The sequence below is a fragment of the Anaeromyxobacter sp. SG66 genome, assembly GCF_022690805.1.
Lineage (GTDB): Bacteria > Myxococcota > Myxococcia > Myxococcales > Anaeromyxobacteraceae > Anaeromyxobacter > Anaeromyxobacter soli.
The window spans coordinates 29718-52498 of record NZ_JALCZC010000003.1 but is presented as its reverse complement, the minus strand read 5'-3'; the positions used below and the strand labels follow the sequence as shown (position 1 = coordinate 52498).

Genomic DNA, 22781 nt, shown 5'->3' with positions numbered 1-22781 from the left:
GCGTCCGGGGCGACGCCTCTCCTGCGGGATGCGCCGCGCGAGGCCGCAACGCATCTTCGCGCCGACAGGGCGAGGCGCGGAGGTGGTCATGGCGGGCGAAGGGGCCGTGCGGTCTTCGGCCGGGGATCGGGACGCTCCGCGGAGGAGGAGCGCCGCGCGCGCGCTCCTGGCGCTCGCGCTCCTCGTCGTCGCCGCGCCGGGCTCGGGCGGGGCTGCCCTCGCCGCGCCGGGCTCGGGCGGGGCTGCCCTCGCCGCGCCGGGACGGGGCAGCGCCGCGCCTGCGCCGAAGCTGGACGTCCCCTACGAGCCGAGCGCCCCCGAGGTGGTCGACCGGATGCTCGCGCTCGCGGACGTCCGGGCCGGGGACGTGGTCTACGACCTCGGCTGCGGCGATGGGCGGATCGTGATCGCCGCGGCGAAGCGCGGCGCCCGCGCGGTCGGCGTGGACCTCGATCCCCAGCGGATCCGCGAGGCGCGGGAGAACGCGCGCGCCGCGGGCGTCGAGGAGAAGGTGGAGCTCCGCGAGGGCGATCTCTTCGAGACCGACCTCGGGCCGGCGACGGTCGTGATGCTGTACCTGTGGCCCGAGGTGAACCTGCGGCTCCGGCCGAAGCTGCTCCGGGAGCTCCGGCCGGGCACGCGGGTCGTCTCCCACGCCCACGACATGGGCGACTGGGAGCCCCAGCGCACCGCCGTCGCCGGCGGCGCGCGGGTGTTCCTCTGGATCATCCCGGAGCGCGCGTCGCGCTAGCGCGGCGCCCGGAATCGTCCGGTGGCACCGGCGATCGCGCCGCGGTGCCTCAGGCGAGGTTGTGAAAGACGCGCTGGACGTCCTCGTCCTGCTCGAGCGCGTCCACCAGCTCGAGGACCTCCTTCGCCTGGTCCTCCGGGAGCTCGACCGGCGTCTGGGCCACGTACTCCGACTCGGCGGAGAGGAGGGGGAGCTTCCGCTCCTCGATGGCCGCCTGGAGCTGGCCGAAGCTCTCGAACGCGCTGCGGATGACGATCTGCTTCTCGCCCTTCTCGCCGGTCCCCTCGCCCATCTCCTCGAGGCCGTGATCGATGAGGTCGAGCTCGATCGCGTCGAGGTCGATCCCCTCGGGCGCGAGGCGGAAGACGCCCATCCTGCGGAACTGGAACGCCACGCTGCCGGTCGTGCCGAGGTTGCCGCCGTTGTTCTTGAAGTGCATCCGGACGTTCGCCACGGTCCGGACCACGTTGTCGGTGGCGGTCTCCACCATCACGGCGACGCCGTGCGGCGCGTAGCCCTCGTAGACGACCACCTCGTACGCCTGCTGGTCCTGGCCGCTCGCCCGCTTGATGGCGGCCTCGACCTTGTCCTTCGGCATGTTGGCGCCGCGGGCGTTCTGCAGCGCGCGCCGGAGCGCGGGGTTGTTGTCCGGGTTGGGCCCGCTCCCCTTCACGGCGATGGCGATGTCCTTGCTGATCCGGGTGAAGACCTTCGCCATCCGGTTCCAGCGGGCGAACATCGTGGCCTTGCGAGTCTCGAAGATGCGTCCCATGCGTCCCTCTCTCGGCGCGGGGCGAGGCCGTCCCTCGCGCCCCCGGACGGGCGGATATCTCACACGGCCACCCGCGCGCAAGCTCCGCGCGCCCGCGCCCTTCGCGCCTGCTAGCCTGGGATGAGGCCGTGCAGCAGGTCCGAGCGGTCCACCATGCCGACGAGGTGCCCGCCCGCGTCGGTCACGGCGAGGACCTTGTGGTTACCCGCCAGCATGAGGCCGATCGCCTCGGCGACGGGCGTGTCCTCGCGGGCGAGGGCGACCTCGCTCGTCATCAGATCCGCCGCCGTGCGCGCGTGGGCGTGACGCTCCAGCGTGATCTCCTCCGGCCCCGGGTGCGCGAACGGGAGCCGGCTCATGAGCGAGCGCAGCGCGCCCGGCCTGAGCGCGGGGGTGATCCGCTCGAGCAGCTCCGCGTCCGTGACGAGCCCCACCACCCGGTGCTCGGCGTCCACCACCAGGGCTCGGTTCAGCCGCGTCGCGACGACGGCCTGAAACACCTCCGCGAGCGGCGTCTCCGGCCGCACGAGGGGGAAGTCGCGCCGCATCACGCGCGCGAGCGGCGTGTCCCGGGCGAGGCCGAGGGCCCGCGCCGCCGCCCCCGAGCCCGGCGCGGCGGTGTCGAGGCTGCGGGCCGCGGCCCGGAGCAGATCGACGCGGGCCACGACGCCGACGAGCTTGCCGTGGTCGCTCACGACCGGCATCCGCTTCAGGCGCAGTCGCGCCATCCGCGCGGCCACGTCCGGCAGCGGCGTCCCGGCCTCGACCGTCACCGGGGGCCGCGTCATGACGTCGGCGGCGACGAGGCTCGAGCGGGAGAGCCGCTGCAGGAGCTCCTGCAGCTCCGGGCGCTCGAGGGTCGCGGCGAGATCGAGCCGCACGCCGAGGCCGCCCTTGCGGACGAGATCCGAGCCCGTGACGATCCCGACGGGCACGCCGTCGTCGACGACCGGGACGGCGCGGTACGGCTTGCCGAGCAGCGCCTCCACGACCTCGCGCAGGGGCGTGTCGCTCGCCGCCGAGACCACGTCGCGCGACATCACGTCGGCGGCGGTCATCGTCGCGGGGAGGTCCCGCACCGGGTGCGGCGCGTGCAGCACGATCTCGGTGTCGTCCACGGTGATGAGGCCGTGCGGCACGAGCTCCTTCACCCGGGGCAGGAGCCGCTCGACCACCTCTGGCCGGTCGATCCACTCCACGATCACCGGCAGGTGAGGCGCGATGTCGACGAGCCCGGCGGTGTGGAGCTCCCCCGCGGCGCCGAAGCCGCTCGCCGCGCGGAGGAGCGTCGCGCCCTGCGCGTTCTCCCGGCGCAGGTACTCGAGGACCGCGTGCGCCGCCGGGCTCCGCCCGACGCGGTCGTCCTCGCTCGTGTAGACGCGGACGCGCTTCGCCTTGCCGACGAGGTCGATGCCCATCCTTCACCCCCGGGCCGGTCGAGATCCCGCCCGAACCACGCCGAGGCGGGCGCCCGTCCGGATCCTAGGGCACGGGGTCTGTTCGGGCAGGCGCGATCGGGGTGCCGGCGAGGACCCCTGGGGGATCAGCGGCCGGCTGGCGAGCGGCGGCCAGGGGAGCGCGCCTGAACGCTTCCGCGCGGGATCACGTCGATGACGACCCGCGGATCGTCCTTCGCCACGAGCTCCTGCTCGGCGCGGACGAGCGCCCGCGGCGCACGCCGCGTGAACCAGAGGTGCGCGTCCGGCGCGTGCACGAACGGGCGGAGGGGGAGGGGGAGCTTCGGGTGGAGCGTGAAGCGGTCGCACGCGATCCGCCGCTCCGCCGCAGGGATGTCGTCCGGGCCGTCGTCGCGTACCACGAGGGTCACCACGCGCGGCTTCGGCGTGAACGCAACGAAGGTGAGCTCCGACGCTCCACCCGGCTCGAGGGGGAGCTGACTCGCCGCGAGGGCCGTGCCGTAGCCTGCGAACGAGCGGCCGGCCGGGAGGTCGAGCTTCGCGCGCTCTCGCTCCATCCGATCTCCGCGCCGGACGACCGAACGCGCCTCGCCGGTGGCGAAGTCCACCTCGAACCGGCGCTGCTCCTCGCCGCGCAGCGTCTCGACCCAGGCGAACCGCTCCTGCTCGAGCTCGGCCCCGACCCGGAACGTGTCGGTCTCCTCCGCCTGCCGCCCGTCGCGGAACACCCATCGGGCGTGAACGACGAGCCGGTCTCCGCGGCGCTCCTGGGAGAGCTCGCCGTCGGCGACCACCGCGCCCCGCGCGTCGGACATGGAGGGGAAGCCGTGCAGCGCGCCGGGCGGCGAGCGCACCTCGACCGCCGTCGCCGGAAAGGCGAGGGCGAGGAGCAGCAAGGCCACGGCGGTACGGCTCACGATTCCAAAGGTGCTCACCCCTCGGCTCGAGCGCCCCGCGTGGGAGCCCGGGCCGTACGCACCGGTACGAACACCTGTACCGCGGCGTACGGGCGCATCGAGGGAGGGCACGTGATCTCGCGAGGATCCGCGCGGCATACCGGTTGCTCTTCGGGCAGCCGGCCGCTCGGTGCGGCCAAAAAGGAGAGACAAGCATGAAGCGCATGTGGGTCATCACCGCCGCACTCGCAGGGATCCTCTTCGCCCGGGCCGGGCTCGCCGACGACGTGGAGACGAAGGACGCTGCGGACGGCGCCCTCGCCGACAAGGCCGACGCGCCCGCGACGCCGCCCACGCTGCCGAGCCAGGCCTCGGAGCGCGCCACCTACGTCCACGAGAACATCGCGTTCGGCAAGCAGGGCGACGCGCAGCGCGCCGCCCACGCCCAGGCGCAGGACTCGGCCCGCGACGCGCGGGCGCACGCTGCGAACGCCGCCGCGCACGCCGCCGCTGCGAGCGCCGCGGGCGCCGCGAGCTCCGACGCGCACGCCGCCGCGGGCCAGACCCGGGCGGAGACCGCGCGCACGACGCGGAGCCAGCCGACCCCGTACGTCCCGCCCACCAACACCGGCCGCCGCTAGCGACGATGCTCGCCCCCGCCGTCGCGGTCGCCCTGCTCGGGCTGTCGCCCCCGGGGGGTGCCCGGCCCGCCGCCGCGCCCGGGCCCCCGGCCCCCCGGCTCTTTCGCGAGTCCCGCTACGAGGAGGCGCTCGCCGAGTTCCGCCGCGCGGAGGAGCTCGGCTCGGAGCGCGCGCGCGGCTACGCGGGCGCGGCGCTCGTGAAGCTCGGCCGCGCCGGCGAGGCGCTGGACCAGTTCGAGTCGTGGGGAGCGGCCCCGGGCGGCGACGCGCTGCTCGACTACTACCACGCGCTCGCGTGCCACGGCGCCCGCCTCTACGCGCGCGCGGACCGGCTGCTCGCCGGCGTGGAGGCCCGCGGGGAGCCGCACCTCCGCGAGCTCGCGACGCGCCTGCGCGGCCAGCTCGCGGCCCTGCTCGCGGGCGAGCCGCCGCGCGACGCGATCTCCTGGTACCTCGCGCGCTGCGAGGAGCAGGGCCGTCGCGGCCGGGCGGCCTCTGCGCGCGCCTACTGCGAGGAGGCGCGGGTGCTCGGCGAGCGGCGCGCGGACCGCTACGGCGTGGCGCACGCCGGGCCGGAGGAGCCCTTCGAGCGCGGGCTCCGGCTCATGCGCGCCGGGGATCGGCGCGCGGCCGCCGCGGCGTTTGCGGAGGCGCGCGGGGACGGGGGCGGGGCGGCGGCGCTGCTCGAGGGCATCTGCCTGTACGAGCTCGGGGAGGACTCGCGCGCCGACGCGTCCCTCGCCGTCGCCGAGCGCTCCGCCGAGCACCGCGAGGCGGCCGAGTTCTACCGCGGCCTCGTGGCGCTGCGCGCCGGCCGCTCCGACGACGCGGCCCGGCTGCTCGAGCGCGCGAGCACCGACCCGGAGCTCGGCCAGACCGCGCTCGGGCTCGCGCGACTCGCCCGCCGCGGCGGCCGCCTCGGCCTGTCGATCTTCGCCGAGTCGGGCTGGGACTCGAACGTCGATCTCACGCCCGACGCGAGCCGCGTCCGCAGCGGGACGGGCGACGCCGACACCGGGATCACCGCGGTGGGACGCTTCTCGCCGCTCGGCGAGAGCGGCCCGTTCCTGCGCGCGACCGCCCAGCTCCGCGAGCAGGCGCGCTACGACGTGCTCGACCTGCGCGGCGGCGGCGTGGCCGCGGGGTGGCAGGCGGGGAGGGGCGCCCGCTACCTCCTCGCCGAGGGCGGCTACGATCGCCAGGACCTCGGCGGCGCACCGTACCTCACGGCGCCGCGCGCGCTCGGCGCGGCGCGGGTCCCGCTCTCCACCGAGACCTCCCTGGGCGCGACCTATCTCGCCCGGTGGGAGTCGTTCCACACCGAGATCGCCGCGCCGTACGGTGGCCTGCGCCAGCTCGGCGAGGTCGACCTCACCCTGCTCCTCGGCGGGCGCGGCAGCGCGACCCTCGCCTGGCGAGGCGTCCGGGACGGTGCCCGCGAGCCCGCGCTGGCGTCCTTCGAGCAGGGGCCGCGCGTGGGGCTGCGCCTCGAGCTCGGGCCGCGGGCGCGCGCCGGCCTCGACGCGAGCCTCGCTTGGCGCACGTACGACGCGCTCGACCCGGGGCTGCGCGCCGTCCGCGCCGACACGGCGCTCGCGGCCGGGGCGACGCTCGAGCTCGATCTCGCCGATCGCTGGTCGCTCCGGCTCGGCGTCGCCGGGCGCAAGGAGCTCTCCAACGTCCCGGAGCTCTCCTGGACGAAGCTCGCGCCGTCGCTCGGGATCGCCTACACCGTCGGGCTGCGCTGACGGGGCGCTCGCCCGGCCGGGCGCGCGCCGCGAGCGGCTCCGGACGCGCCCCGCCGCCGCCGCGTATATGATGCGCCCGGCCGCGCCCGTGCGGCTCCACTCGATCGACCGGCACGCGATGAGACTCACGCTCGGCATCTCGCCCTGTCCCAACGACACCTTCATCTTCGACGCGCTGGTGAACGGCGCGATCGACACGGGCGAGCTCCGCCTCGACGTCGTCCACGAGGACGTGCAGACGCTGAACGAGTGGGCGAGGGCGGGCCGGCTCGACGTGAGCAAGGTGAGCTACGGCGTCGTGCCGGCCATCGCGGGCGACTACGCGCTCCTCCGGTCGGGCGGCGCGCTCGGCCGCGGCGTGGGGCCGCTGCTCGTCGCGCGGCCCGGCGTCGACGCGTTCCGGCCGGAGACGATGCGGGTGGCGGTGCCAGGCCGAGACACCACCGCCCACCTCCTCTTCTCGCTCGCCTACCCGGGGGCGGCGCACAAGCAGTTCCGGGTGTTCTCCGACATCGAGGACGCCGTCCTCGGCGGCGCGGTGGACGCGGGCGTCATCATCCACGAGGGTCGCTTCACCTACGCGGCGAAGGGGCTCGTGAAGCTGCTCGACCTCGGCGAGCACTGGGAGCGCCAGACGGGCGCGCCCATCCCGCTCGGCGGCATCGTCGCGCGCAGGACCCTCGACCGCGACGTGCTCCGCGCGCTCGAGCGCCTCGTCCGCGAGAGCACCCTGCGCGCGCTGGCGCGGCGGCCGCTCGTGACCGAGTACGTGAGGCGGCACGCGCAGGAGATGGACGAGGCGGTGATGCGCCAGCACATCGACCTGTACGTGAACGACTTCTCGGTGGACGTCGGCGACGCAGGGAGGAGAGCGGTCGAGACGCTGCTCGACGTGCACGCGCGGATGAACCCCGCGTCCGCCGGGGTGCGGCGCGACGTGTTCCTGTGAGTCGCTGGAGCGGGCCGGGGCCCGCGGTCGGGAGCGCCTGTCGGGTACCTCCGCCATCCGTCCGTGCGCGGGCCGCCCGCGGCGCGCAGATCCGGGCACCACACGGGAGGTGGGCATGACCCGAACGACGGTGACGATCGTGGCCGCGGCGCTCGCGATCGCCGGCGCGGCGCGCGCCGAGGTGAAGACGCAGGAGATCGAGTACCGGCAGGGCGACACGGTGCTGAAGGGGTTCCTCGCGTACGACGACGCGGCCAAGGGGAAGCGGCCCGGCATCCTCGTCGTGCACGAGTGGTGGGGGAACAACGCCCACGCGCGGAACGCGGCGACGAAGCTCGCGAAGGCAGGCTACGTCGGGTTCGCCCTCGACATGTTCGGAGAGGGCAAGTCCACGACGCACCCCGAGGACGCGAAGGCGTTCGTGGCGGAGGCGACGAAGGACCCCGCCGTGAAGAAGGCCCGCTTCGAGGCGGCGCTCGAGCAGCTCGTGGCGCAGCCGCAGGTGGACCGTGAGAAGATCGGGGTCATCGGCTACTGCTTCGGCGGCGGGGTGGCGCTCGACATGGCGCGGGAAGGCGAGCCCCTGAAGGCGCTCGCGACCTTCCACGGCAGCCTCGCGAGGTCGAGCGAGCCCGCGAAGGAGGGGTCGTTCGGACCGCGCAGCATCCTCGTCCAGACGGGCGGCGCCGATCCCATGGTGCCGAAGGAGCAGGTGGCGGCGCTCGAGAAGGAGATGAAGGCGGCCGGGGTGAAGGCGCGCGTCATCACGTATCCGGGCGCGAAGCACGGGTTCACGAACCCCGACGCCGACAAGGCGGGCATGGCCGGGCTCGCCTACGACGCGAAGGCCGACCGCAGGTCCTGGGACGAGCTGCTGAAGTACCTGAAGGCGGTCTTCGGGAGGTGATCGCGGCACCCCGCACCGCGACCGCCGGCCCGGCCGCGCACGTGCTCTCCGTGAGCGGGCTCGAGAAGCGCTTCGGCGCGACGGTCGCGGTGGACGGGGTGTCGTTCGAGGTCGGCCGCAACGAGATCGTGGGCCTGCTCGGTCCGAACGGCGCGGGGAAGACCACCACCATCAACATGCTGCTCGGCGTCCTCCAGCCGAGCGCGGGGACCATCCGGATCGAGGGCGTGGATCTCGCCGCCGAGCGATCGCGCGCCCTCGCGCGCACCAACTTCGCCGCGGTGTACGCCCCGCTCCCCGGCAACCTCACGGTCTCCCAGAACCTCCGCGTGTTCGGGCTGCTCTACGGCGTGAGGCGGCTCTCCGACCGGATCGAGGCGCTCCTCGCGCAGCTCGACCTGCGGCGCTTCCGGGACACGCGCTGCGGCGTGCTGTCGTCGGGAGAGCAGACGCGCGTCGCGCTCGCGAAGGCCCTCCTCAACGAGCCGCAGCTCCTCCTGCTCGACGAGCCGACCGCGTCGCTCGACCCGGCCACGGCACGCGACGTGCGGGCCAAGATCCGGGCGTGCGCGGCGGCGGGCACCGGCGGCGTGCTGTGGACGTCGCACAACATGTACGAGGTCGAGGAGGTCTGCGACCGCGTCCTCTTCCTCTCGCGCGGGCGGATCCTGCTCGAGGGCGACCCCCGGACGCTGCCCGGGGAGCACGGCAAGGCCACGCTCGAGGAGCTGTTCATCACCGTGGCGCGCGAGCCGCTCGCGCTCGAGGGGGCTTGATGATGACCTTGCGGGCCGGGCGCGTCTTCGCCGTCGTCCTCCGGCAGTGGTACCTGGTCCGCGGGAGCTTCTCGCGGATCGTGCCGCTCTTCGCGTGGGTGGCGGTGGACGTCGTGCTGTGGGGCTTCATCACGCGCTGGCTCGACAGCGTCGCCGCGCCGGGCGGGAGCTTCGTCCCCACGCTGCTCGGGGCGGTCCTCCTGTGGGACTTCCTCGCCCGCGTCATGCAGGGCGTGACGATGGCGTTCTTCGAGGACGTCTGGTCGCGCAACTTCCTCAACGTCTTCGCGACCCCGATCTCGATCGCGGAGTACGTCTCCGGGCTCGTGCTCGCGAGCGTGGCGACGAGCACGCTCGGCCTCGCCGTGATGCTCTCCATCGCGACGGGCGTGTTCGGGCTGTCGCTCCTCGGCTACGGTCTCCTGCTCGTCCCGTTCCTGCTCGTGCTGTTCCTGTTCGGCATCGCGCTCGGCATCACCGGCTCGGCCCTCGTCCTCCGGCTCGGGCCGGCCGCGGAGTGGTTCGTCTGGCCCATCCCGGCGGTGCTGTCGCCGTTCGCGGGGGTGTTCTACCCGCTCGCCACGCTCCCGCCCTGGATGCGCGCGGTCGGGCGCGCGCTGCCGCCGTCGCACGTCTTCGAGGCGATGCGCGCGATCGTCGCCGGCCGCGCCTTCTCGGGCGCGGCGCTCGCCTGGGGCGGCGGCCTCGCGGTCCTCTACATCCTGCTCGCGAGCTGGGTCTTCGTGCGCGTCCACCGCCACGCGGTCCGGACCGGGCTCATCGCGCGCTACAGCGCCGAGAGCGTGAGCTGAGCCAGCGGCCGACGCGACCGGTCGCCATCCCGCCCCAACTCGCCGCGGCCGCCTGGCCGCTTCCTCGCTCGCCCGTGGTACGGACGGCCGGGCGAGCCATCGCTCGCAGCCACGGCCGGCGAGCGCCCGGGATCCACGAGGCATCCGGCGTGAGCTGAAACAGCTCGCATCCGCTCCGAGCCGCGCTCGAGGAGAGCGAACCGGGTCGGCAGGGAGGCGAACGGGGGAGGCTTCGCGCGCTCCGTCCATGCGAAGGCCATGGGACGGGCGAGCGAGGGTAGATGGGTCGGGTAGACGGCGACTCGCCTGCAGGAGAGCCCCCATGACGAGTCACGGCAGTCGATCCCGCGCGCTGGCCTCGTGCGCGCTCCTCATCCTCGCCCTGCTTCCCGCGCAACCCCGCGCCGCGCCCGCCGCGAAGATCTGGGTCGCTTCGGCGACCGAGAAGATCCGTCCGGGCGATCCCGCGCGCGCGACCTCGGTCGCACGGATCTCCGCCGCCCGGAACGAGTTCGAGGCCTTCCAGGTGGTCGTCACCGGCAATGCCCGGGGCGTGCGCGCGAGCGCGTCCACGCTCTCGGGCCCCGGCGGCGCCGTCATCGCCGGCGTCCGTCTCTACCGCGAGGCCCTCATCAACCTGACGCGACCGTCCGCGCCCGACGGCGCCACCGGGCGCTTCCCCGACGCCCTCGTCCCGGACGTGGACGAGATCGTCGGGGAGCGGCGGAACGCGTTCCCGTTCGACGTCCGGGGCGGCGAGAGCCGGGCGATCTGGGTGGAGGTGTTCGTGCCGCGCGGCGCCGCCCCCGGGCTCTACCGCGGGGAGCTCCGCGTGGACGCCTCGGGGCGCTCCACGGTCGTGCCGGTCGAGCTCACGGTGTGGGACTTCGAGCTGCCCTCGACCTCGACGCTCCGCACGGCCTTCGGCCTCATGTGGGGGACGCTCCCCGCCGGCCACGGCATCAGCGCGTCGGACGTGGCCGCGTTCGCGACGCTGCGCGCTCGCTACGGCCAGCTCGCGCTCGACCACCGCCTCTCCCTCTCGCGTCACGATGACGGACAGTGGAACGACCTCGACCACTTCGACCGCTACTACCGTCCGCTGATGGACGGGACCGCCCCGACGCGGCTCGCCGGCGCGCGGCTGACCGCCGTCGAGTACCTCGGCAACCTCGAGGACGTGGCGAACCTCGCGCGCTGGGCGACGCGCTACCGGTCACGGCCGGGCTGGTTCGAGCGGCTCTTCCAGTACACGTGCGACGAGCCGCCGTACCAGGGCTGCACCTTCGCAGACGTGCTCACCCGCGCCCGGGCGGCGAAGACGGCCGACCGGGAGTTCCGGACGCTCGTCACCACCACCATCCAGCAGGCGGACGCGAACGGGATCTCCCCGGTGCTGGATCTCCTCGTGCCGGTGGTGAACTTCATGGACGACAAGTCCGGCACCTACGCGGGGAACCAGCGCAGCAAGTACGACCCGTTCCTCGCCGCCGATCCGCTGAACGAGGTCTGGCTCTACCAGAGCTGCATGAGCCACGGCTGCGGGAGCAGCTCCGCGTACGACACCGGCTGGCCGAGCTACATGATCGACGCGTCGGCGGTGCGGAACCGGGCCATGCAGTGGCTCGACTTCGTGTACCGGGCGACGGGCGAGCTGTACTGGGACACGACCTACGCGTACCTCTCCGGCGATCCCTGGACGAGCCAGTGGGAGTTCGACGGCAACGGCGACGGGACGCTCTTCTACCCGGGCACGCCGGCCAAGATCGGCGGCGCGACCCACGTCCCCGTCGCGTCGATCCGCCTCAAGATGATCCGGGAGGGGATGGAGGACTACGAGTACCTGAGCCTGCTCTCGCGGCTCGGGGACCCGGGCCTCGCGGCCGCCGTCGCGAGCGACCTCTTCCCGACGGCCTCCTCGACCGACCCCGGCGTCGCCCGGCTCATGGCCGCGCGCGAGCGCGTCGCGCGCCGGATCTTGGAGCTTCGCGGCGTCCCGTTGCCGTGAAGGACGGATGCGCGCGCGCCCCGGCAGACGAGCAGCCGGTAGCTTGACTCGACGCGGCGCGCGGGACTAGCCTCGCGACGTTCCTCGGACGAAGCGCAGCGGGTGCTGCGCCGCGTCCGCGGACGATCCCGATCACAACGACCCGAGCGTCGCCCGGCTCCGGGCGTCGCGGAGCGCGAGAGGCGCCCCGCGGCGCTCACACCGGCGATCGTCGTTGCAGGAGTGGTCCGACCATGCAGTCCGCGCTGTTGCCCGCGCTCGTCCTCGCCGCTGCCGCCATCGTCGTGGGCCAGAGAATCCGCGCGCGCCGTCGCTTCGCCAGGCTGAAGGTCTCCGGGGGCCGGATGGCTCTCGTCCTCAACATCGTCAATCGACGCTGATCCGTCGCTGGATCCCGCGCCGCGATCACCAGATCGTAGCGCCCGGGTCGGGTGGCGGTACCATTCGCGCCGTGGCGAGACGGCGCGCGAGGCGGAGGCCTGCCCGGAGCCGGCGGCGCGAGGCGCCGCCGCTCGCGGTGGTCGTGCTCCTCGCCGTCGCGTCGCTCGCGGCGGTCAACTTCGCCTACCAGGTCATCCGCAAGCCGACCGAGCTGCTCGGGCTCGTCGCGCCGACTTCCCCGAAGCCCCCCGAGGCGACCTGGGCCGAGTACGGCGCGCTCTTCGAGGAGCACTCGACCGATCTCGTCCGTCCGGAGCTCCTCGCCGCGCTCGTCCAGGTCGAGAGCGCGGGAGACCCGCTCGCGCGCACCTACTGGCGCTGGCGGTGGAGCTGGAACCCCCTCGAGCTCTACGCGCCCGCCTCGAGCGCCGTCGGGATCCTCCAGATCACCGACGGCACGTTCGTGGAGGCGAGCCGCCTCTGCATTCACGACCACGCGGTGGCGCACGAGGGCGCCTGGTACGACCCGCGCGCCTGCTGGCTCAACGCGCTCTACTTCCGCACCGTCCCGAGCCACGCCATCGAGATGACGGCGGCGCTCCTGCACGAGGCGATCGCGGAGGCGCTCGGAGGACGCAGCGCGACGGTGGCGCAGGGCGCGCGCCTCGCCGCCCTCGTCCATCTGTGCGGCCGGGGGCGGGCCCCCGCCTTCGCGGCGCGCGGGTTCCGGGCGCTGCCCGGCGAGCGCTGCGGAGACACCGACCTCGGCGGCTACCTGGATCGCGTGGAGGCGCTCTCGCGGACGTTCGCGCGCATGGCGGCGGTGGACCTCTGATCGCGCCGCCCGCCCGGGCGGGCTCCCTGCGCTCGGACTCCCTGGCGCGGGTCACTTGCACGCGACCGGCCGGCAGGCCCCCGCCGCGCCGGCCTGGCAGCAGTGCAGCGCCACCCCGCTCGTGTCGAAGAAGTCGACGCGGTAGCCGTGGCCGTCCGTCTCGAGCACCGCGTAGCCCCAGGCGGTCGTCGCGAAGCGGACCTGGGCGCGGGCGGGCGTGCGGGTCGTGAAGTGCGCGAAGCTGCCCATCGCGGTGCTGCCGGAGACGAACACCTCGAGACCGTCGAGCGTCAGGTGCTCCAGGGCGTGGACGTGGCCGGCGAAGAACGCGCGGGCGCGGCCCCCGGCGGCGGCGAGGAGCCGCGCCATGCGCGCGCCGTAGGGGAGCGGGCGGCGCGTGCCGTACCAGTGCACCGCCGCCGGCGGGTGGTGGCCGACGAGGAAGCAGAGCCGCCCGGCGCCGCACGGCGCGGTCGCCTCGCGGACGAAGGCGAGCTCCTCCTCGAGCGTGAAGCCGCCGTAGTCCCGGACGACGACGTTCGTGTCGAGCACGACGAAGCGGACGTCGCCCCGGTCGAGCACGTAGTGGCGCGCCGGCTGGAGCCACTCGGGCGAGCGGCGCGCGACCGCGAGGCACGCGCGCCGCCGCATGGCCTCGACCTCGCCCAGCGCCGGCCGCGCGCAGCTCCCGCCCCCGAGGCCGACGTCGTGGTTCCCGAGCGCGAGGTAGATCGGCAGAGGACCGCCGTGGCGCCCGCGCAGCCCCGCGAGCGGCGCCTCGTTCACGCGGAAGAGCGGGTCGTCCGGCGGCGAGGCGCCGGGCGCGACGGTCAGGCCGTCCTCGGCGAAGCGGCAGGTCTCCGCTCCCGGTCGGGTGGGCTCCGGGCCGCAGTGGTAGATGTTGTCGCCGAGCTCCAGCGCGAGGTCGAACGGGCGCGCGCGGGTGGCGCGGCGCATCGCGCCCGCCACGAGCCGCTGAGGGATCGACTGGAAGCCGAAGTCTCCGAAGACGAGGACGCGCTCCGTCTCGGAGCGCGAGGCCGGGCGCGGGCCGAGCGGCTCGGCCCGGTACACGTCGTGGACGCAGGCGAGCAACGCGGCGGCCACGAGCGCGACCGAGCCACTCCTCAGATGCGCCGCGTTCATCGTGGGATCCCCTCGGCGTGGCTCGGGGGCCCGAGCGGGCCGCTCCCTCGGGTCCGCTCCATGGCCCCCGGACGCCGTGGCGCGAGTCTCGCCCGAACCCGGAGGACGGACGGCGCTCGCGCTGGGGGCTCCCCGGACGAGCGCCCGGCCCGGGCGAGGTGGCGCACGCCCCGGCGCCCGCGTTGAGCGCTCGAGCGTCCTGAGCGTACCGTGTTCGTCGTGGCGATCGCAGCGATGCCCGCTCGCCTGCTCCCCGACGCAGCACGGACCGTGACGCGCCGGCGCGCCGACGTGGAGTGGCTCAAGGTCGCGGGCGCGCTCCTCGTGTTCCTCATCCACGCGGCGGAGCCCTTCAACCCCTGGGACAGCTGGCACGTCACGAGCCCGGAGCGGACGAAGTGGCTGGGGGAGGTGATCCTGGTTTTCGCTCCCTGGATCATGCCCCTCTTCATGATGCTCGCCGGGGAGAGCACCTGGTACGCGCTCGCGCGCCGCTCGACCCGCGCGTACGTCAAAGACAGGCTCCTGCGCCTCGCGCTCCCCCTCGCCGCGGGGCTCCTCGTGCTCGTCCCGCCGCAGGTGTATCTCGAGCGCCGCCTGAAGGGTCAGTTCGGCGGGTCGTTCCTCGACTTCTACCCGCACTTCTTCGACGGCCTCTATCCGCGGGGGAACTTCGGCTGGCACCACCTGTGGTTCGTCGTCTTCCTGCTCGCGTTCTCGCTCGCCACGCTGCCGCTCCTCCAGTGGCTGCGCACGCCCGCCGGCCGGCGCACGATGGCGCGCGTCGCGGCGCCGTGCGACGCGCCGGGTGGGCTCATCTGGCTCGTCCTGCCGTACGTGGCGATCCGGATCGCGATCGAGGTCGTCTTCCCCGGCACCCCGCCGCTCTCCGCGGACTGGTCCGACCGGGCGCTGCTCCTCCCCGGGTTCGTGTTCGGGTTCGCGCTGGCGGGAGAGGACGGCTTCAAGCGCGCGCTGGACCGGTGCTGGCAGGCGGCCCTCGTCCTGGCGCTCGCGACGTCCGCGACGCTCGCGGTGTGGGCCTGGCCCGGCCACCTCCTGGACCGCCTGCCCGCGCCGCGCTCCCCGGCCGGCGCGCTCCTGTGGGGCGGCTACGCGTTCGGCGCCGCCTGCTGGCTGCTCGCGCTGCTCGGCGGCGCGCGCCGCCACCTCGACGTCCGGCGTACGGTGGCGTTGCGCGCAGGAGAGCTGGTCTTCCCGTTCTACGTGCTGCACCAGCCGATCGTCGTCGGCTTCGCGTACCTCGCCGTGCGGGCGGGGCTCGGGATCCTGCCCGCGTTCGCGTTCATCTTCGTGGCCTCGCTCGCGACCACGCTCGCCCTCTGCGCGCTCGTCGCCTCGAGCGACCTCCTCCGGCCGATCTTCGGGCTCAAGCGGCGCTCAGCCGCCGTGCGCGCCAGCCAGGCGTGACGCGGCCATCCCCGCCTCGCGCAGATGCCGCGCGAGGAAGGCGCCGACGCGTCGCTCGTACTCGGCGGGCGCGAACGCGTGCAGGTCGACGTGCGCCGCCCTGTCGACCTCCCAGAGCTCCTTCGGCGACCGGGCGCGCTCGAAGAGCGCCCGCGACTCGCTCGGGGTCGTGTACCGGTCGGCGGTGCCGGCGGCGACGAGCACCGGCGCCGTCTGCTCGCCGATCCGGTCGATCGGCCGAAGGTCCGCGGCCCGCACGCCGTCGCGCGGGAAGATCGAGTGCAGCACGAGCGAGGTGAGGGGCGGGCCGATGGGCCCGAGCCAGGCGCGCAGCCGGTCGCGCACGGCGTCCCGGATGGTGGGGTAGACCGACTCGAGCACGAGCGCCTCCACCGGGAGCGGCGTCTCCCCGAGCAGCGCCGCGGCGCCTCCCATCGAGATCCCGATGACGCCCACCCGCTCGCCGGGGAGGGCGCTCCGCACGAACTCGACCGCGGCGCGCGCGTCGCGGCTCTCGAGCGCGCCGTAGGTGGACTCCTCGCCCGGGCTCTCGCCGTGCGCGCGGAAGTCGATGAGCAGCACGGAGTAGCCGGCGGCGCTGAGGAACCGCGCCCGGTCCACCATCGTCAGCCGGTTCGCGCCCATGCCGTGCAGGAGCACCACCGCTCCGGCCCGGGGCCGGCCGCGCACGAACCAGCCGTGGATGTCGCTGCCGGAGGCGCTGGGGAACGCGACGGGCTCGGCGTCGAGGTCCTTCGGCGGCGGCCGCACGGCCGCGCCCGCGCACTGCACGGTCAGCGCGGCGAGCGCGAGGAGCGCGACGCGCACCGCGCCGCTCCGCCGCTCGATCGATCTCCCGACGCGCTCCGTCATGAGCGACGTTTGATAACGGCGCGTCGTCACGGCCACAGCGCGGGAGCGCCCGGATGCCCGGTCGCCGCCGCGAGGACGAAGCTCCCTCCCGCCCGCGCCCGGGAGGCCGCGCCAGCCGGGCACGTCCTCCTGGGCGCCTACGCGCCGTGCCACGCTCGCTCGCTTCGCGGGGGGTACGACCGGCTCGCCTCAACCGGGCCGCGAAACCGGACCGGCCCGTCGCGCGTCGAACACTGAGAGCGCGGTCCGGAGGCGCGGGCCGAAGCGCGAGGAGAGGGAGGGGCGTATGCAGGCTGGAACGAGGGCCGGGCTCGTCGCCGTGGCGATGGGCGTCCTGGCCGGCTGCGGAGGATCGAGCTCGTCGAGCACGCCCTCCACGCCCGGCTTCTACATCACCATCTCCAACATGACCTTCTCCCCGGCGAGCCTGTCGGTGCCGCCCGGCGGGACGGTGACGGTCCTCAACAAGGACGCGGTCCCGCACTCGGTGACGAGCGAGGCGACCGCGAACGCCTTCACTCCCGGCGCGGTCGCGGGGGTGTCGTTCGACACCGGCACCTTCGACGGTCAGAAGACCTTCACGATCCCCGCGAGCGCGCCCAACGGGACGAGGATCCCCTTCTACTGCACGGTCCACGCGGCGACCATGAAGCCGCCGAACGGCACGATCACCGTCGACGCGGCCGCGCAGCCCGCCGCGCCGCCGGGCGGCAGCGGCGGCGGAGGCTACTGAGTGGCCCGCCGGTCACTGCTCGAGCGCGAGCGTCGCGAGGTAGGCGGCGGCCGTGAGGTAGCCCAGCCCGACGTGGATGGTGCGCGTGTTCTTCGGGAACCGATCGCCGGGCGCGGTGTTGCGCACCCCGATCACCTGGGGAAACGCCGAGACGAGGCCGAGGATCGGCTGCAGGGTGATCCCGCCGAGGTGGACGTAGGTGAGCGCGCGATGCCACGGCCGGGCCGCCGGCCTGACGTGGCCCACCGGGCCGGGGACCGAGAGCGCGAGCACGCCGTTCGCGGTGTAGAGCGTCGCGGAGAGGACGCCGCTCGTGCCGTGGAGGGTCGACAGCCCGCGATCGCAGCCGTACGTGCCGAGGACGGGGTGGCCGGTCTGGCAGCGCCCGTCCCCGAACGCCGTGGGCTGGTTGATTGCGGCCAGCGTCCCGAGGGTGCTCGTCGCGAGGAGCGCGCCGGCGGTGCTCCACTTGAGGGCGCGCTCCCAGCGGCGAAGGCTCCTCACGCGGGCGTCGTCCGGCGGCGCGAGCTCGCCGGCATCCTGGTGCGCTCGCTCGCCTTCGCCGAGCCCGGGACGGTGGAGCGCGAGGTCGCCGGGTGCGCTCGCGGTCACCCCGGCGGGCGCGAGGAGCTCGAGGTGGAGCGCCGCCTGCACCGTCCGAGCGGGAGCGGGGGCCGTGGAGAGGCTCCCCGCCGTCGCGCAGACCACCGACATCACCAGCGCGTGGAACATGTCGTCCTCCTCGCCGCGTCACCTGCCGGCATGCTGTGTATCCACGTTCGGTCCCGGTCGCGAGGTCTCGCCCGGAGCGGCCCCGTCGCCGGCCCGTCGAAGGATCGTGCGCCCGCGCGCTCACCCTTTGAAAGGGATCCTCCCGTGACGAGGAGCTGCCCGTGAGGTTCCTCTCGCTCGCGCTCGCGGTCGGTCTCGCGGCGGTCGCTCCGGCGGCGTCGGCGGGGGAGTGGGAAGCGCTCCCGCCGAGCGGCCACATCGTCGTGCACGTCCAGAAGAAGGGCCTCTTCTCCGGCTTCGCCCACGACCACGCGTTCGAGGTCACGGAGTGGCGCGCGAGCGCGGTCATCCCCGACGGAGACCCGGCGTCCACCTCGGTCGAGGTCATCCTCTCGGCCGGCTCGCTGCACGACCGGCAGCCGCGCCTGTCCGAGGGCGACCGCCGGAAGGTGGACGCGCAGGCGAGCGGGCCGGACGTCCTCGACGCCGAGCATCACCCGCGGATCGAGTTCCGATCGCAGCGCCTCGAGCTCGAGCGCGGCTCGACCGACGGGGCGCACCTCCGCGGCACGCTGCACGGCACGCTCGCGCTCCGCGGCCGGAGCGCGCCCGCCGACGTCGACTTCGAGGCGGAGCGGGGCGCGGACGCCTGGAGCGTCCGCGGGAACGCGCACGTGAAGCAGACGGCGTTCGGGATCAAGCCGTTCAGCGGGTTCGGCGGGACCGTCGGCGTCAAGGACGAGCTCGTCGTCGAGATCGCCCTCTCGCTGCACCGGGCCGGTCCCCGGGGGGCGTCCGCGAAGCCGCGCCCGGGCGCCGCGGCAAGAGAGCCGTAGCGCCCAGGCGCGATAGTGGAGTAAAGCAGTCCCCTTCACGCCGGCCCGCGAATTGGCCGGCTCGCGAGCTCTGGGCGCGCGGCGAAACGCCGCAGCGCCGGGCGAGGAGCGGCGGTGGAAGGGCAGCAGGTCGAGTCTCGAGCGCCACGGGTCGTCATCGTCGGGGGCGGTTTCGCCGGGATCTACGCGGCGCGGGGGCTCGCGCGCGCGCCGGTGCAGGTGACGCTCGTGGACCGGCGCAACCACCACCTCTTCCAGCCGCTGCTCTACCAGGTGGCGACCGCGGCCCTGAACCCCGGCGACATCGCCGAGCCGATCCGGCACGTCCTGTCGCGGCAGCGGAACGCGCGCGTGCTGCTCGCGGAGGCGGCGGCGATCGAGCCGGACGCGAGGCGGCTGCGGCTCGTGAACGGCCTCGCGCTCGACTACGACTACCTCGTCGTGGCGGCCGGCGCGACGCACTCCTACTTCGGCCACGACGAGTGGGCCCGGTTCGCGCCGGGGCTGAAGACGCTGGAGGACGCGGAGGAGATCCGCCGCCGCGTGCTCACCGCCTTCGAGCGCGCGGAGGCGGACCCGGACCGCCAGCGCCGCGAGGCGCTCCTAACCTTCGTCGTCGTCGGCGGCGGCCCCACCGGCGTCGAGCTCGCGGGCGCGCTCGCGGAGATCGCCCGCTTCACGATCCCGCGCGACTTCCGGACGGTGTCCACCGAGCGTGCGCGCGTGATCCTGGTCGAGGGCACCGAGCGCATCCTCCCGGCGCTGCCGCCGGAGCTCTCGGCGGCGGCGCAGCGCGAGCTCGAGCGGCTCGGGGTGCACGTCTGGACGGGCAAGCGCGTCACCGGCGTGGACCCGCGCGGCGTGCAGATCGGAGAGGAGCGCGTGGCCGCCCGCACCGTGCTCTGGGCCGCCGGCGTCGCCGGTGCACCGCTGGCGCGAACGCTGGGGGTGCCGCTCGACGGCGCGGGGCGCGTCGTCGTGAACCCCGACCTGACGGTCCCGGGGCACGAGGAGATCTACGTCGTCGGCGACCTCGCGGCGGCGCGGAAGAAGGACGGCACGCCGATCCCCGGCGTCGCGCCGGCCGCGATCCAGCAGGGCAAGCACGCCGCGAGGAACCTCCGCGCGACGCTCGCGGGGAAGCCGCGCCGGCCGTTCGCCTACTTCGACAAGGGCGTCATGGCCACGGTCGGGCGCGGGCGCGCCGTGGCCGGGTTCTGGAGGTTCCGCCTGACCGGGGTCCTCGCCTGGTTCGCCTGGCTCTTCATCCACATCTGGTTCCTCATCGACTTCCGGAACCGGGTGGCGGTCATGTTCCAGTGGATCTGGCACTACCTGACCTTCAAGCGCGGCACGCGCCTCATCCTGGAGACGCCGGAGGAGGAGCGGTTCCGGGCCGTCGCGGGGGTGGCGCCGCCGGACGTGGACGCCTGGCCGCCCAACGAGAGCGATCCGGAACGGCCGGACACCTAGGCGGCCGTCGTGGCGGCGCGCGGCCTGGCGACCGCACGCCCCGCGACCCGAGCCCAGCGCTTTGGATGGGAGGCCCTCGCGGGTTAGAACCCGGCCCCATGTCGGATCGGAGAGAAGAGGGCGGGCGGCCCCTCACCGGCGAGGACCTCGCGATCGCGCTGAGGGTCCTCGCGCGCGTCGCCGCCGACCGGACGGTGCTCGCGGAGCTCGACGCCGAGACCCGGACGACGCTGCAGAAGCTCGCGGGCGAGGTGGCGCGGCCGGACCTCAAGCAGCGGAAGAAGCTCCAGCGGGCGCTCCTGCGGAACGAGCGGGTGGAGCGCAGGGCGCGCGACGAGGCGCTGCGCAGGGGGACCGGCATCCAGCAGCTGCGGGCAGCGCCGGTGTTCGAGACGCCGCTCCCCGAGCTCCCGCCCGCGGGCGCCGACGCCTCGGGCTGGTGGCCGCGGCTCCCGGGCGCCGAGGAGGCGGGGGCGGTCCGCCCGGCCGCCGGGGCGCCCGCGGACGCCGGCGAGGGCGACGGCCCGGAGCTCTCCGAGCCGCGCAAGTGCTACGTCTGCAAGGCGCCGTATCACCGGCTCCACCCGTTCTACGACCAGCTGTGCCGCGCCTGCGGCGACGAGAACCTCGCGCGGCGCACGGCGACGGTGGACCTGCGCGGGCGGGTCGCCCTCGTCACCGGCGCGCGCGTGAAGATCGGCTACCAGGCCGCCATCCTCCTGCTGCGCGCCGGCTGCAGCGTGGTCGCCTGCACGCGCTTCCCGCGGGACGCCGCCGCGCGCTACGCGCGCGAGCCGGACTTCGAGGCCTGGAGGGATCGGCTCACGATCCACGGCGTCGACCTCCGCCACACCCCGAGCGTCGAGCTGCTCTGCCAGCGGCTGGACGCGACCCTCCCGCGGCTCGACTTCCAGCTCCACAACGCCTGCCAGACCGTGCGCCGCCCGCCGGGCTTCTATGCGCACCTCCTCGAGCGCGAGGAGGCCCCGCTCGCGGCGCTGCCCGAGGGCGAGCGCGCGCTGCTGCGCGAGCACGAGGCGCTCAAGGCGGCGCTCGCGGATCACCGCCGGGCGGCGGGGGTGACGCGGCCGGCGCTCCTCTCGCAGGCGCCCGGCGACGAAGGCCCGCTGCTCTCCGGCAAGAGCGCGCTCGAGCTCTTCCCGCGCGGGGTCCTCGACCAGGATCTCCAGCAGGTCGATCTCCGCAGCCACAACTCCTGGCGGCTCACGCTGCACGAGGTCCCCACGCTCGAGCTGCTCGAGGTGCTGCTCGTGAACGCGACCGCGCCGTTCGTGATGACCGCGCGGCTGAAGGCCCTCATGCTCCGCGCGCGCGCGGCGCCGCCCGAGACCGCGACGAGCGGCGACCCGGCGAAGCACGTCGTGCTCGTGTCGGCGATGGAGGGGCAGTTCTACCGCGAGCACAAGACCGACAAGCACCCCCACACGAACATGGCCAAGGCCGCGCTCAACATGATCGTGCGCACGAGCGCGGGCGACTACGCGCGGGACGGCATCCACCTCAACGCGGTCGACACGGGGTGGGTGACGGACGAGGACCCCGCCCACCTCGCCGCGCGCAAGGTCGAGGAGCACGCCTTCTCGCCGCCGCTCGACATCGTCGACGGGGCGGCCCGGATCGTGGCGCCCATCTTCGACGGCTTCCGCACCGGCCGGCACGAGGCCGGCCTGTTCTTCAAGGACTATCGCCCGACGCCGTGGTGACGGGGGACGATGCCCCACGCGAGCTCGGCGCAGCGGCGAGGTCCGCTCGGGGCTCGGCAGCTCGCCACGAGCGGACGTCCGATCGGGGCTCGCGTGCTCAACGCGTCGGCGCGGGCGGCGTCGTGCCGCTGCCCGTGCCCCCGGTGCCCGTCTGGCTCGCGGGCGGCGACGCGCCGGGCGCCGCCGGGTTGCCGGTCACGACCTGCACGAGCACGGCGGTCGGCTGGGTGCCGGTCATCTCGTACGCGACGCGCGCATCTTCACCCGGGGTGATCTGAGCCGCGGAGGCCTGCTGGCCGTCGATCTGGACGCGCGTCCGGTTCGTGATCTGGAAGGTCATCGGGTCGCCGCCGGGCGGCTGCACCACGACCTGGTTGGCGGTCGCCTGCTTCACCTGGCCACCCAGGATCTGCTCACCGCGGCTCACGAGCCGCTGCTGCTGGGAGAGCTGCCGTGAGGCCTCCTGCTGCGCCTGCTGCGCCTGCTGCGTCGACTGCTGGATCGCGAGGTTCGCCTCCCGCTGCGCCTGCTCGGCCTTCATCGTCTCCTGCTGGGCACGCTGCTGCGCCTCGTTCAGCCTGCGCTGCGCTTCCCTCACGTCCGCCTGCGCGGTCGCGGCGCGCTTCTGCTGGTCGGTGGCCTTCTCCTGCGCCTTCTGCGCCGCGCTCAGCGCCTCCTTCGACTGGCGCTGCGACTCCGAGACCCGCTCCGCAGCCGGGTTCTCACCCTTCGCCTGGCGGCCGGTCGCGCACCCGCTCGCCGCCACTGCCAGGAGTGCCGCGCCCGGCAGCGCATACCTCTTCCACGTTTTCATGGCTCCCCCCTCGTCCTATCCCCAACCTGGGGCCGCGACGCAGGGTCCGCAATCCGAGTGGCGCGGCGCCGCCGGGGGCGATGGCGATGCCGCTCCGCGTCATGGCATGTTCACCGATCGCCGAG

The 22781-nt window shown here is 74.6% G+C and carries 22 protein-coding genes; 15 read left to right on the top strand and 7 right to left on the bottom strand.

The features are described 5' to 3' along the window. Nucleotides 1-88 precede the first annotated feature (88 nt). Complete coding sequence (locus tag MNZ39_RS01820) at nucleotides 89-751, top strand: methyltransferase domain-containing protein (RefSeq protein ID WP_242333581.1); 663 nt, start codon at nucleotides 89-91, stop codon at nucleotides 749-751. A gap of 49 nt (nucleotides 752-800) precedes the next feature. Here the strand turns inward: MNZ39_RS01820 and MNZ39_RS01815 are convergent, their stop codons facing one another. From MNZ39_RS01815 to MNZ39_RS01805, 3 genes are all read right to left on the bottom strand, one after another. Then, nucleotides 801-1523: a YebC/PmpR family DNA-binding transcriptional regulator gene (locus MNZ39_RS01815; protein ID WP_242333578.1), complete on the bottom strand. Its 723-nt coding sequence runs from the start codon at nucleotides 1521-1523 to the stop codon at nucleotides 801-803. Between the two features lie 110 nt (nucleotides 1524-1633). After that, nucleotides 1634-2941, bottom strand: a complete 1308-nt coding sequence (locus MNZ39_RS01810) for a DUF190 domain-containing protein (RefSeq protein WP_242333575.1) — start codon at nucleotides 2939-2941, stop codon at nucleotides 1634-1636. Nucleotides 2942-3066: 125 nt separating this feature from the next. Further along, nucleotides 3067-3843: a hypothetical protein gene (locus MNZ39_RS01805; RefSeq protein ID WP_242333572.1), complete on the bottom strand. Its 777-nt coding sequence runs from the start codon at nucleotides 3841-3843 to the stop codon at nucleotides 3067-3069. 209 nt (nucleotides 3844-4052) lie between these two features. Here MNZ39_RS01805 and MNZ39_RS01800 point away from each other — a divergent pair, with 209 nt between their 5' ends. The 9 genes from MNZ39_RS01800 to MNZ39_RS01760 all read left to right on the top strand — a co-directional run bounded on the left by MNZ39_RS01800 (nucleotide 4053) and on the right by MNZ39_RS01760 (nucleotide 12894). Continuing rightward, nucleotides 4053-4478: a hypothetical protein gene (locus MNZ39_RS01800; RefSeq protein ID WP_242333567.1), complete on the top strand. Its 426-nt coding sequence runs from the start codon at nucleotides 4053-4055 to the stop codon at nucleotides 4476-4478. Between the two features lie 5 nt (nucleotides 4479-4483). Beyond that, nucleotides 4484-6226, top strand: coding sequence for a hypothetical protein (locus MNZ39_RS01795; RefSeq protein ID WP_242333564.1), 1743 nt, complete (start codon nucleotides 4484-4486; stop codon nucleotides 6224-6226). Between the two features lie 118 nt (nucleotides 6227-6344). Next, nucleotides 6345-7175 (top strand): 1,4-dihydroxy-6-naphthoate synthase, encoded by an 831-nt coding sequence (locus MNZ39_RS01790; RefSeq protein WP_242333561.1) that lies wholly within the window; start codon nucleotides 6345-6347, stop codon nucleotides 7173-7175. A 115-nt stretch (nucleotides 7176-7290) separates the two neighbouring features. After that, on the top strand, nucleotides 7291-8082 hold the full coding sequence (locus MNZ39_RS01785) for a dienelactone hydrolase family protein (RefSeq protein ID WP_242333559.1): 792 nt from the start codon (nucleotides 7291-7293) through the stop codon (nucleotides 8080-8082). Beyond that, the gene (locus MNZ39_RS01780) at nucleotides 8082-8858 is read left to right on the top strand and encodes an ABC transporter ATP-binding protein (RefSeq protein WP_242333914.1); all 777 of its coding nucleotides are present in this window, start codon (nucleotides 8082-8084) and stop codon (nucleotides 8856-8858) included. The genes MNZ39_RS01785 and MNZ39_RS01780 overlap by 1 nt, the downstream gene beginning before the upstream one ends. Nucleotides 8859-8860: 2 nt before the next feature. Continuing rightward, complete coding sequence (locus MNZ39_RS01775; RefSeq protein ID WP_242333556.1) at nucleotides 8861-9670, top strand: ABC transporter permease; 810 nt, start codon at nucleotides 8861-8863, stop codon at nucleotides 9668-9670. A 322-nt stretch (nucleotides 9671-9992) separates the two neighbouring features. Further along, nucleotides 9993-11678: a glycoside hydrolase domain-containing protein gene (locus tag MNZ39_RS01770; RefSeq protein WP_242333552.1), complete on the top strand. Its 1686-nt coding sequence runs from the start codon at nucleotides 9993-9995 to the stop codon at nucleotides 11676-11678. Between the two features lie 233 nt (nucleotides 11679-11911). Beyond that, nucleotides 11912-12058, top strand: a complete 147-nt coding sequence (locus tag MNZ39_RS01765) for a hypothetical protein (RefSeq protein ID WP_242333549.1) — start codon at nucleotides 11912-11914, stop codon at nucleotides 12056-12058. A 71-nt stretch (nucleotides 12059-12129) separates the two neighbouring features. Beyond that, nucleotides 12130-12894, top strand: coding sequence for a transglycosylase SLT domain-containing protein (locus MNZ39_RS01760; RefSeq protein ID WP_242333546.1), 765 nt, complete (start codon nucleotides 12130-12132; stop codon nucleotides 12892-12894). A gap of 51 nt (nucleotides 12895-12945) precedes the next feature. On the opposite strand, the gene MNZ39_RS01755 is transcribed toward MNZ39_RS01760, so the two are convergent. Beyond that, nucleotides 12946-14040, bottom strand: coding sequence for a metallophosphoesterase (locus MNZ39_RS01755; RefSeq protein ID WP_242333543.1), 1095 nt, complete (start codon nucleotides 14038-14040; stop codon nucleotides 12946-12948). A 234-nt stretch (nucleotides 14041-14274) separates the two neighbouring features. Here MNZ39_RS01755 and MNZ39_RS01750 point away from each other — a divergent pair, with 234 nt between their 5' ends. Then, on the top strand, nucleotides 14275-15471 hold the full coding sequence (locus MNZ39_RS01750) for an acyltransferase (RefSeq protein ID WP_242333541.1): 1197 nt from the start codon (nucleotides 14275-14277) through the stop codon (nucleotides 15469-15471). On the opposite strand, the gene MNZ39_RS01745 is transcribed toward MNZ39_RS01750, so the two are convergent. Then, on the bottom strand, nucleotides 15442-16344 hold the full coding sequence (locus MNZ39_RS01745; RefSeq protein ID WP_242333538.1) for an alpha/beta hydrolase: 903 nt from the start codon (nucleotides 16342-16344) through the stop codon (nucleotides 15442-15444). The two genes, MNZ39_RS01750 and MNZ39_RS01745, sit on opposite strands and share 30 nt — an antisense overlap. 286 nt (nucleotides 16345-16630) lie before the next feature. On the opposite strand from MNZ39_RS01745, the gene MNZ39_RS01740 reads away from it, so the two are divergent. Then, on the top strand, nucleotides 16631-17077 hold the full coding sequence (locus MNZ39_RS01740) for a plastocyanin/azurin family copper-binding protein (RefSeq protein ID WP_242333535.1): 447 nt from the start codon (nucleotides 16631-16633) through the stop codon (nucleotides 17075-17077). A 12-nt stretch (nucleotides 17078-17089) separates the two neighbouring features. Here MNZ39_RS01740 and MNZ39_RS01735 read toward each other — a convergent pair whose 3' ends face one another. Next, nucleotides 17090-17809: a hypothetical protein gene (locus MNZ39_RS01735; RefSeq protein WP_242333532.1), complete on the bottom strand. Its 720-nt coding sequence runs from the start codon at nucleotides 17807-17809 to the stop codon at nucleotides 17090-17092. Nucleotides 17810-17970: 161 nt separating this feature from the next. On the opposite strand from MNZ39_RS01735, the gene MNZ39_RS01730 reads away from it, so the two are divergent. From MNZ39_RS01730 to MNZ39_RS01720, 3 genes are all read left to right on the top strand, one after another. Beyond that, complete coding sequence (locus MNZ39_RS01730; protein WP_242333529.1) at nucleotides 17971-18645, top strand: YceI family protein; 675 nt, start codon at nucleotides 17971-17973, stop codon at nucleotides 18643-18645. A 114-nt stretch (nucleotides 18646-18759) separates the two neighbouring features. Continuing rightward, nucleotides 18760-20118, top strand: a complete 1359-nt coding sequence (locus tag MNZ39_RS01725) for an NAD(P)/FAD-dependent oxidoreductase (RefSeq protein WP_242333526.1) — start codon at nucleotides 18760-18762, stop codon at nucleotides 20116-20118. Nucleotides 20119-20216: 98 nt separating this feature from the next. After that, on the top strand, nucleotides 20217-21842 hold the full coding sequence (locus MNZ39_RS01720) for an SDR family NAD(P)-dependent oxidoreductase (RefSeq protein WP_242333523.1): 1626 nt from the start codon (nucleotides 20217-20219) through the stop codon (nucleotides 21840-21842). Nucleotides 21843-21939: 97 nt separating this feature from the next. Here the strand turns inward: MNZ39_RS01720 and MNZ39_RS01715 are convergent, their stop codons facing one another. Further along, nucleotides 21940-22656, bottom strand: a complete 717-nt coding sequence (locus MNZ39_RS01715; protein WP_242333520.1) for a hypothetical protein — start codon at nucleotides 22654-22656, stop codon at nucleotides 21940-21942. Nucleotides 22657-22781: the final 125 nt, after the last annotated feature.

Coding starts and splice junctions, on each gene's coding strand:
- MNZ39_RS01820 (WP_242333581.1), top strand. CDS start 89: ATGGCGGGCGAAGGGGCCGTGCGGTCTTCGGCCGGGGATCGGGACGCT.
- MNZ39_RS01815 (WP_242333578.1), bottom strand. CDS start 1,523: ATGGGACGCATCTTCGAGACTCGCAAGGCCACGATGTTCGCCCGCTGG.
- MNZ39_RS01810 (WP_242333575.1), bottom strand. CDS start 2,941: ATGGGCATCGACCTCGTCGGCAAGGCGAAGCGCGTCCGCGTCTACACG.
- MNZ39_RS01800 (WP_242333567.1), top strand. CDS start 4,053: ATGAAGCGCATGTGGGTCATCACCGCCGCACTCGCAGGGATCCTCTTC.
- MNZ39_RS01795 (WP_242333564.1), top strand. CDS start 4,484: ATGCTCGCCCCCGCCGTCGCGGTCGCCCTGCTCGGGCTGTCGCCCCCG.
- MNZ39_RS01790 (WP_242333561.1), top strand. CDS start 6,345: ATGAGACTCACGCTCGGCATCTCGCCCTGTCCCAACGACACCTTCATC.
- MNZ39_RS01785 (WP_242333559.1), top strand. CDS start 7,291: ATGACCCGAACGACGGTGACGATCGTGGCCGCGGCGCTCGCGATCGCC.
- MNZ39_RS01775 (WP_242333556.1), top strand. CDS start 8,861: ATGACCTTGCGGGCCGGGCGCGTCTTCGCCGTCGTCCTCCGGCAGTGG.
- MNZ39_RS01770 (WP_242333552.1), top strand. CDS start 9,993: ATGACGAGTCACGGCAGTCGATCCCGCGCGCTGGCCTCGTGCGCGCTC.
- MNZ39_RS01765 (WP_242333549.1), top strand. CDS start 11,912: ATGCAGTCCGCGCTGTTGCCCGCGCTCGTCCTCGCCGCTGCCGCCATC.
- MNZ39_RS01755 (WP_242333543.1), bottom strand. CDS start 14,040: ATGAACGCGGCGCATCTGAGGAGTGGCTCGGTCGCGCTCGTGGCCGCC.
- MNZ39_RS01750 (WP_242333541.1), top strand. CDS start 14,275: ATGCCCGCTCGCCTGCTCCCCGACGCAGCACGGACCGTGACGCGCCGG.
- MNZ39_RS01745 (WP_242333538.1), bottom strand. CDS start 16,344: ATGACGGAGCGCGTCGGGAGATCGATCGAGCGGCGGAGCGGCGCGGTG.
- MNZ39_RS01740 (WP_242333535.1), top strand. CDS start 16,631: ATGCAGGCTGGAACGAGGGCCGGGCTCGTCGCCGTGGCGATGGGCGTC.
- MNZ39_RS01735 (WP_242333532.1), bottom strand. CDS start 17,809: ATGTTCCACGCGCTGGTGATGTCGGTGGTCTGCGCGACGGCGGGGAGC.
- MNZ39_RS01720 (WP_242333523.1), top strand. CDS start 20,217: ATGTCGGATCGGAGAGAAGAGGGCGGGCGGCCCCTCACCGGCGAGGAC.
- MNZ39_RS01715 (WP_242333520.1), bottom strand. CDS start 22,656: ATGAAAACGTGGAAGAGGTATGCGCTGCCGGGCGCGGCACTCCTGGCA.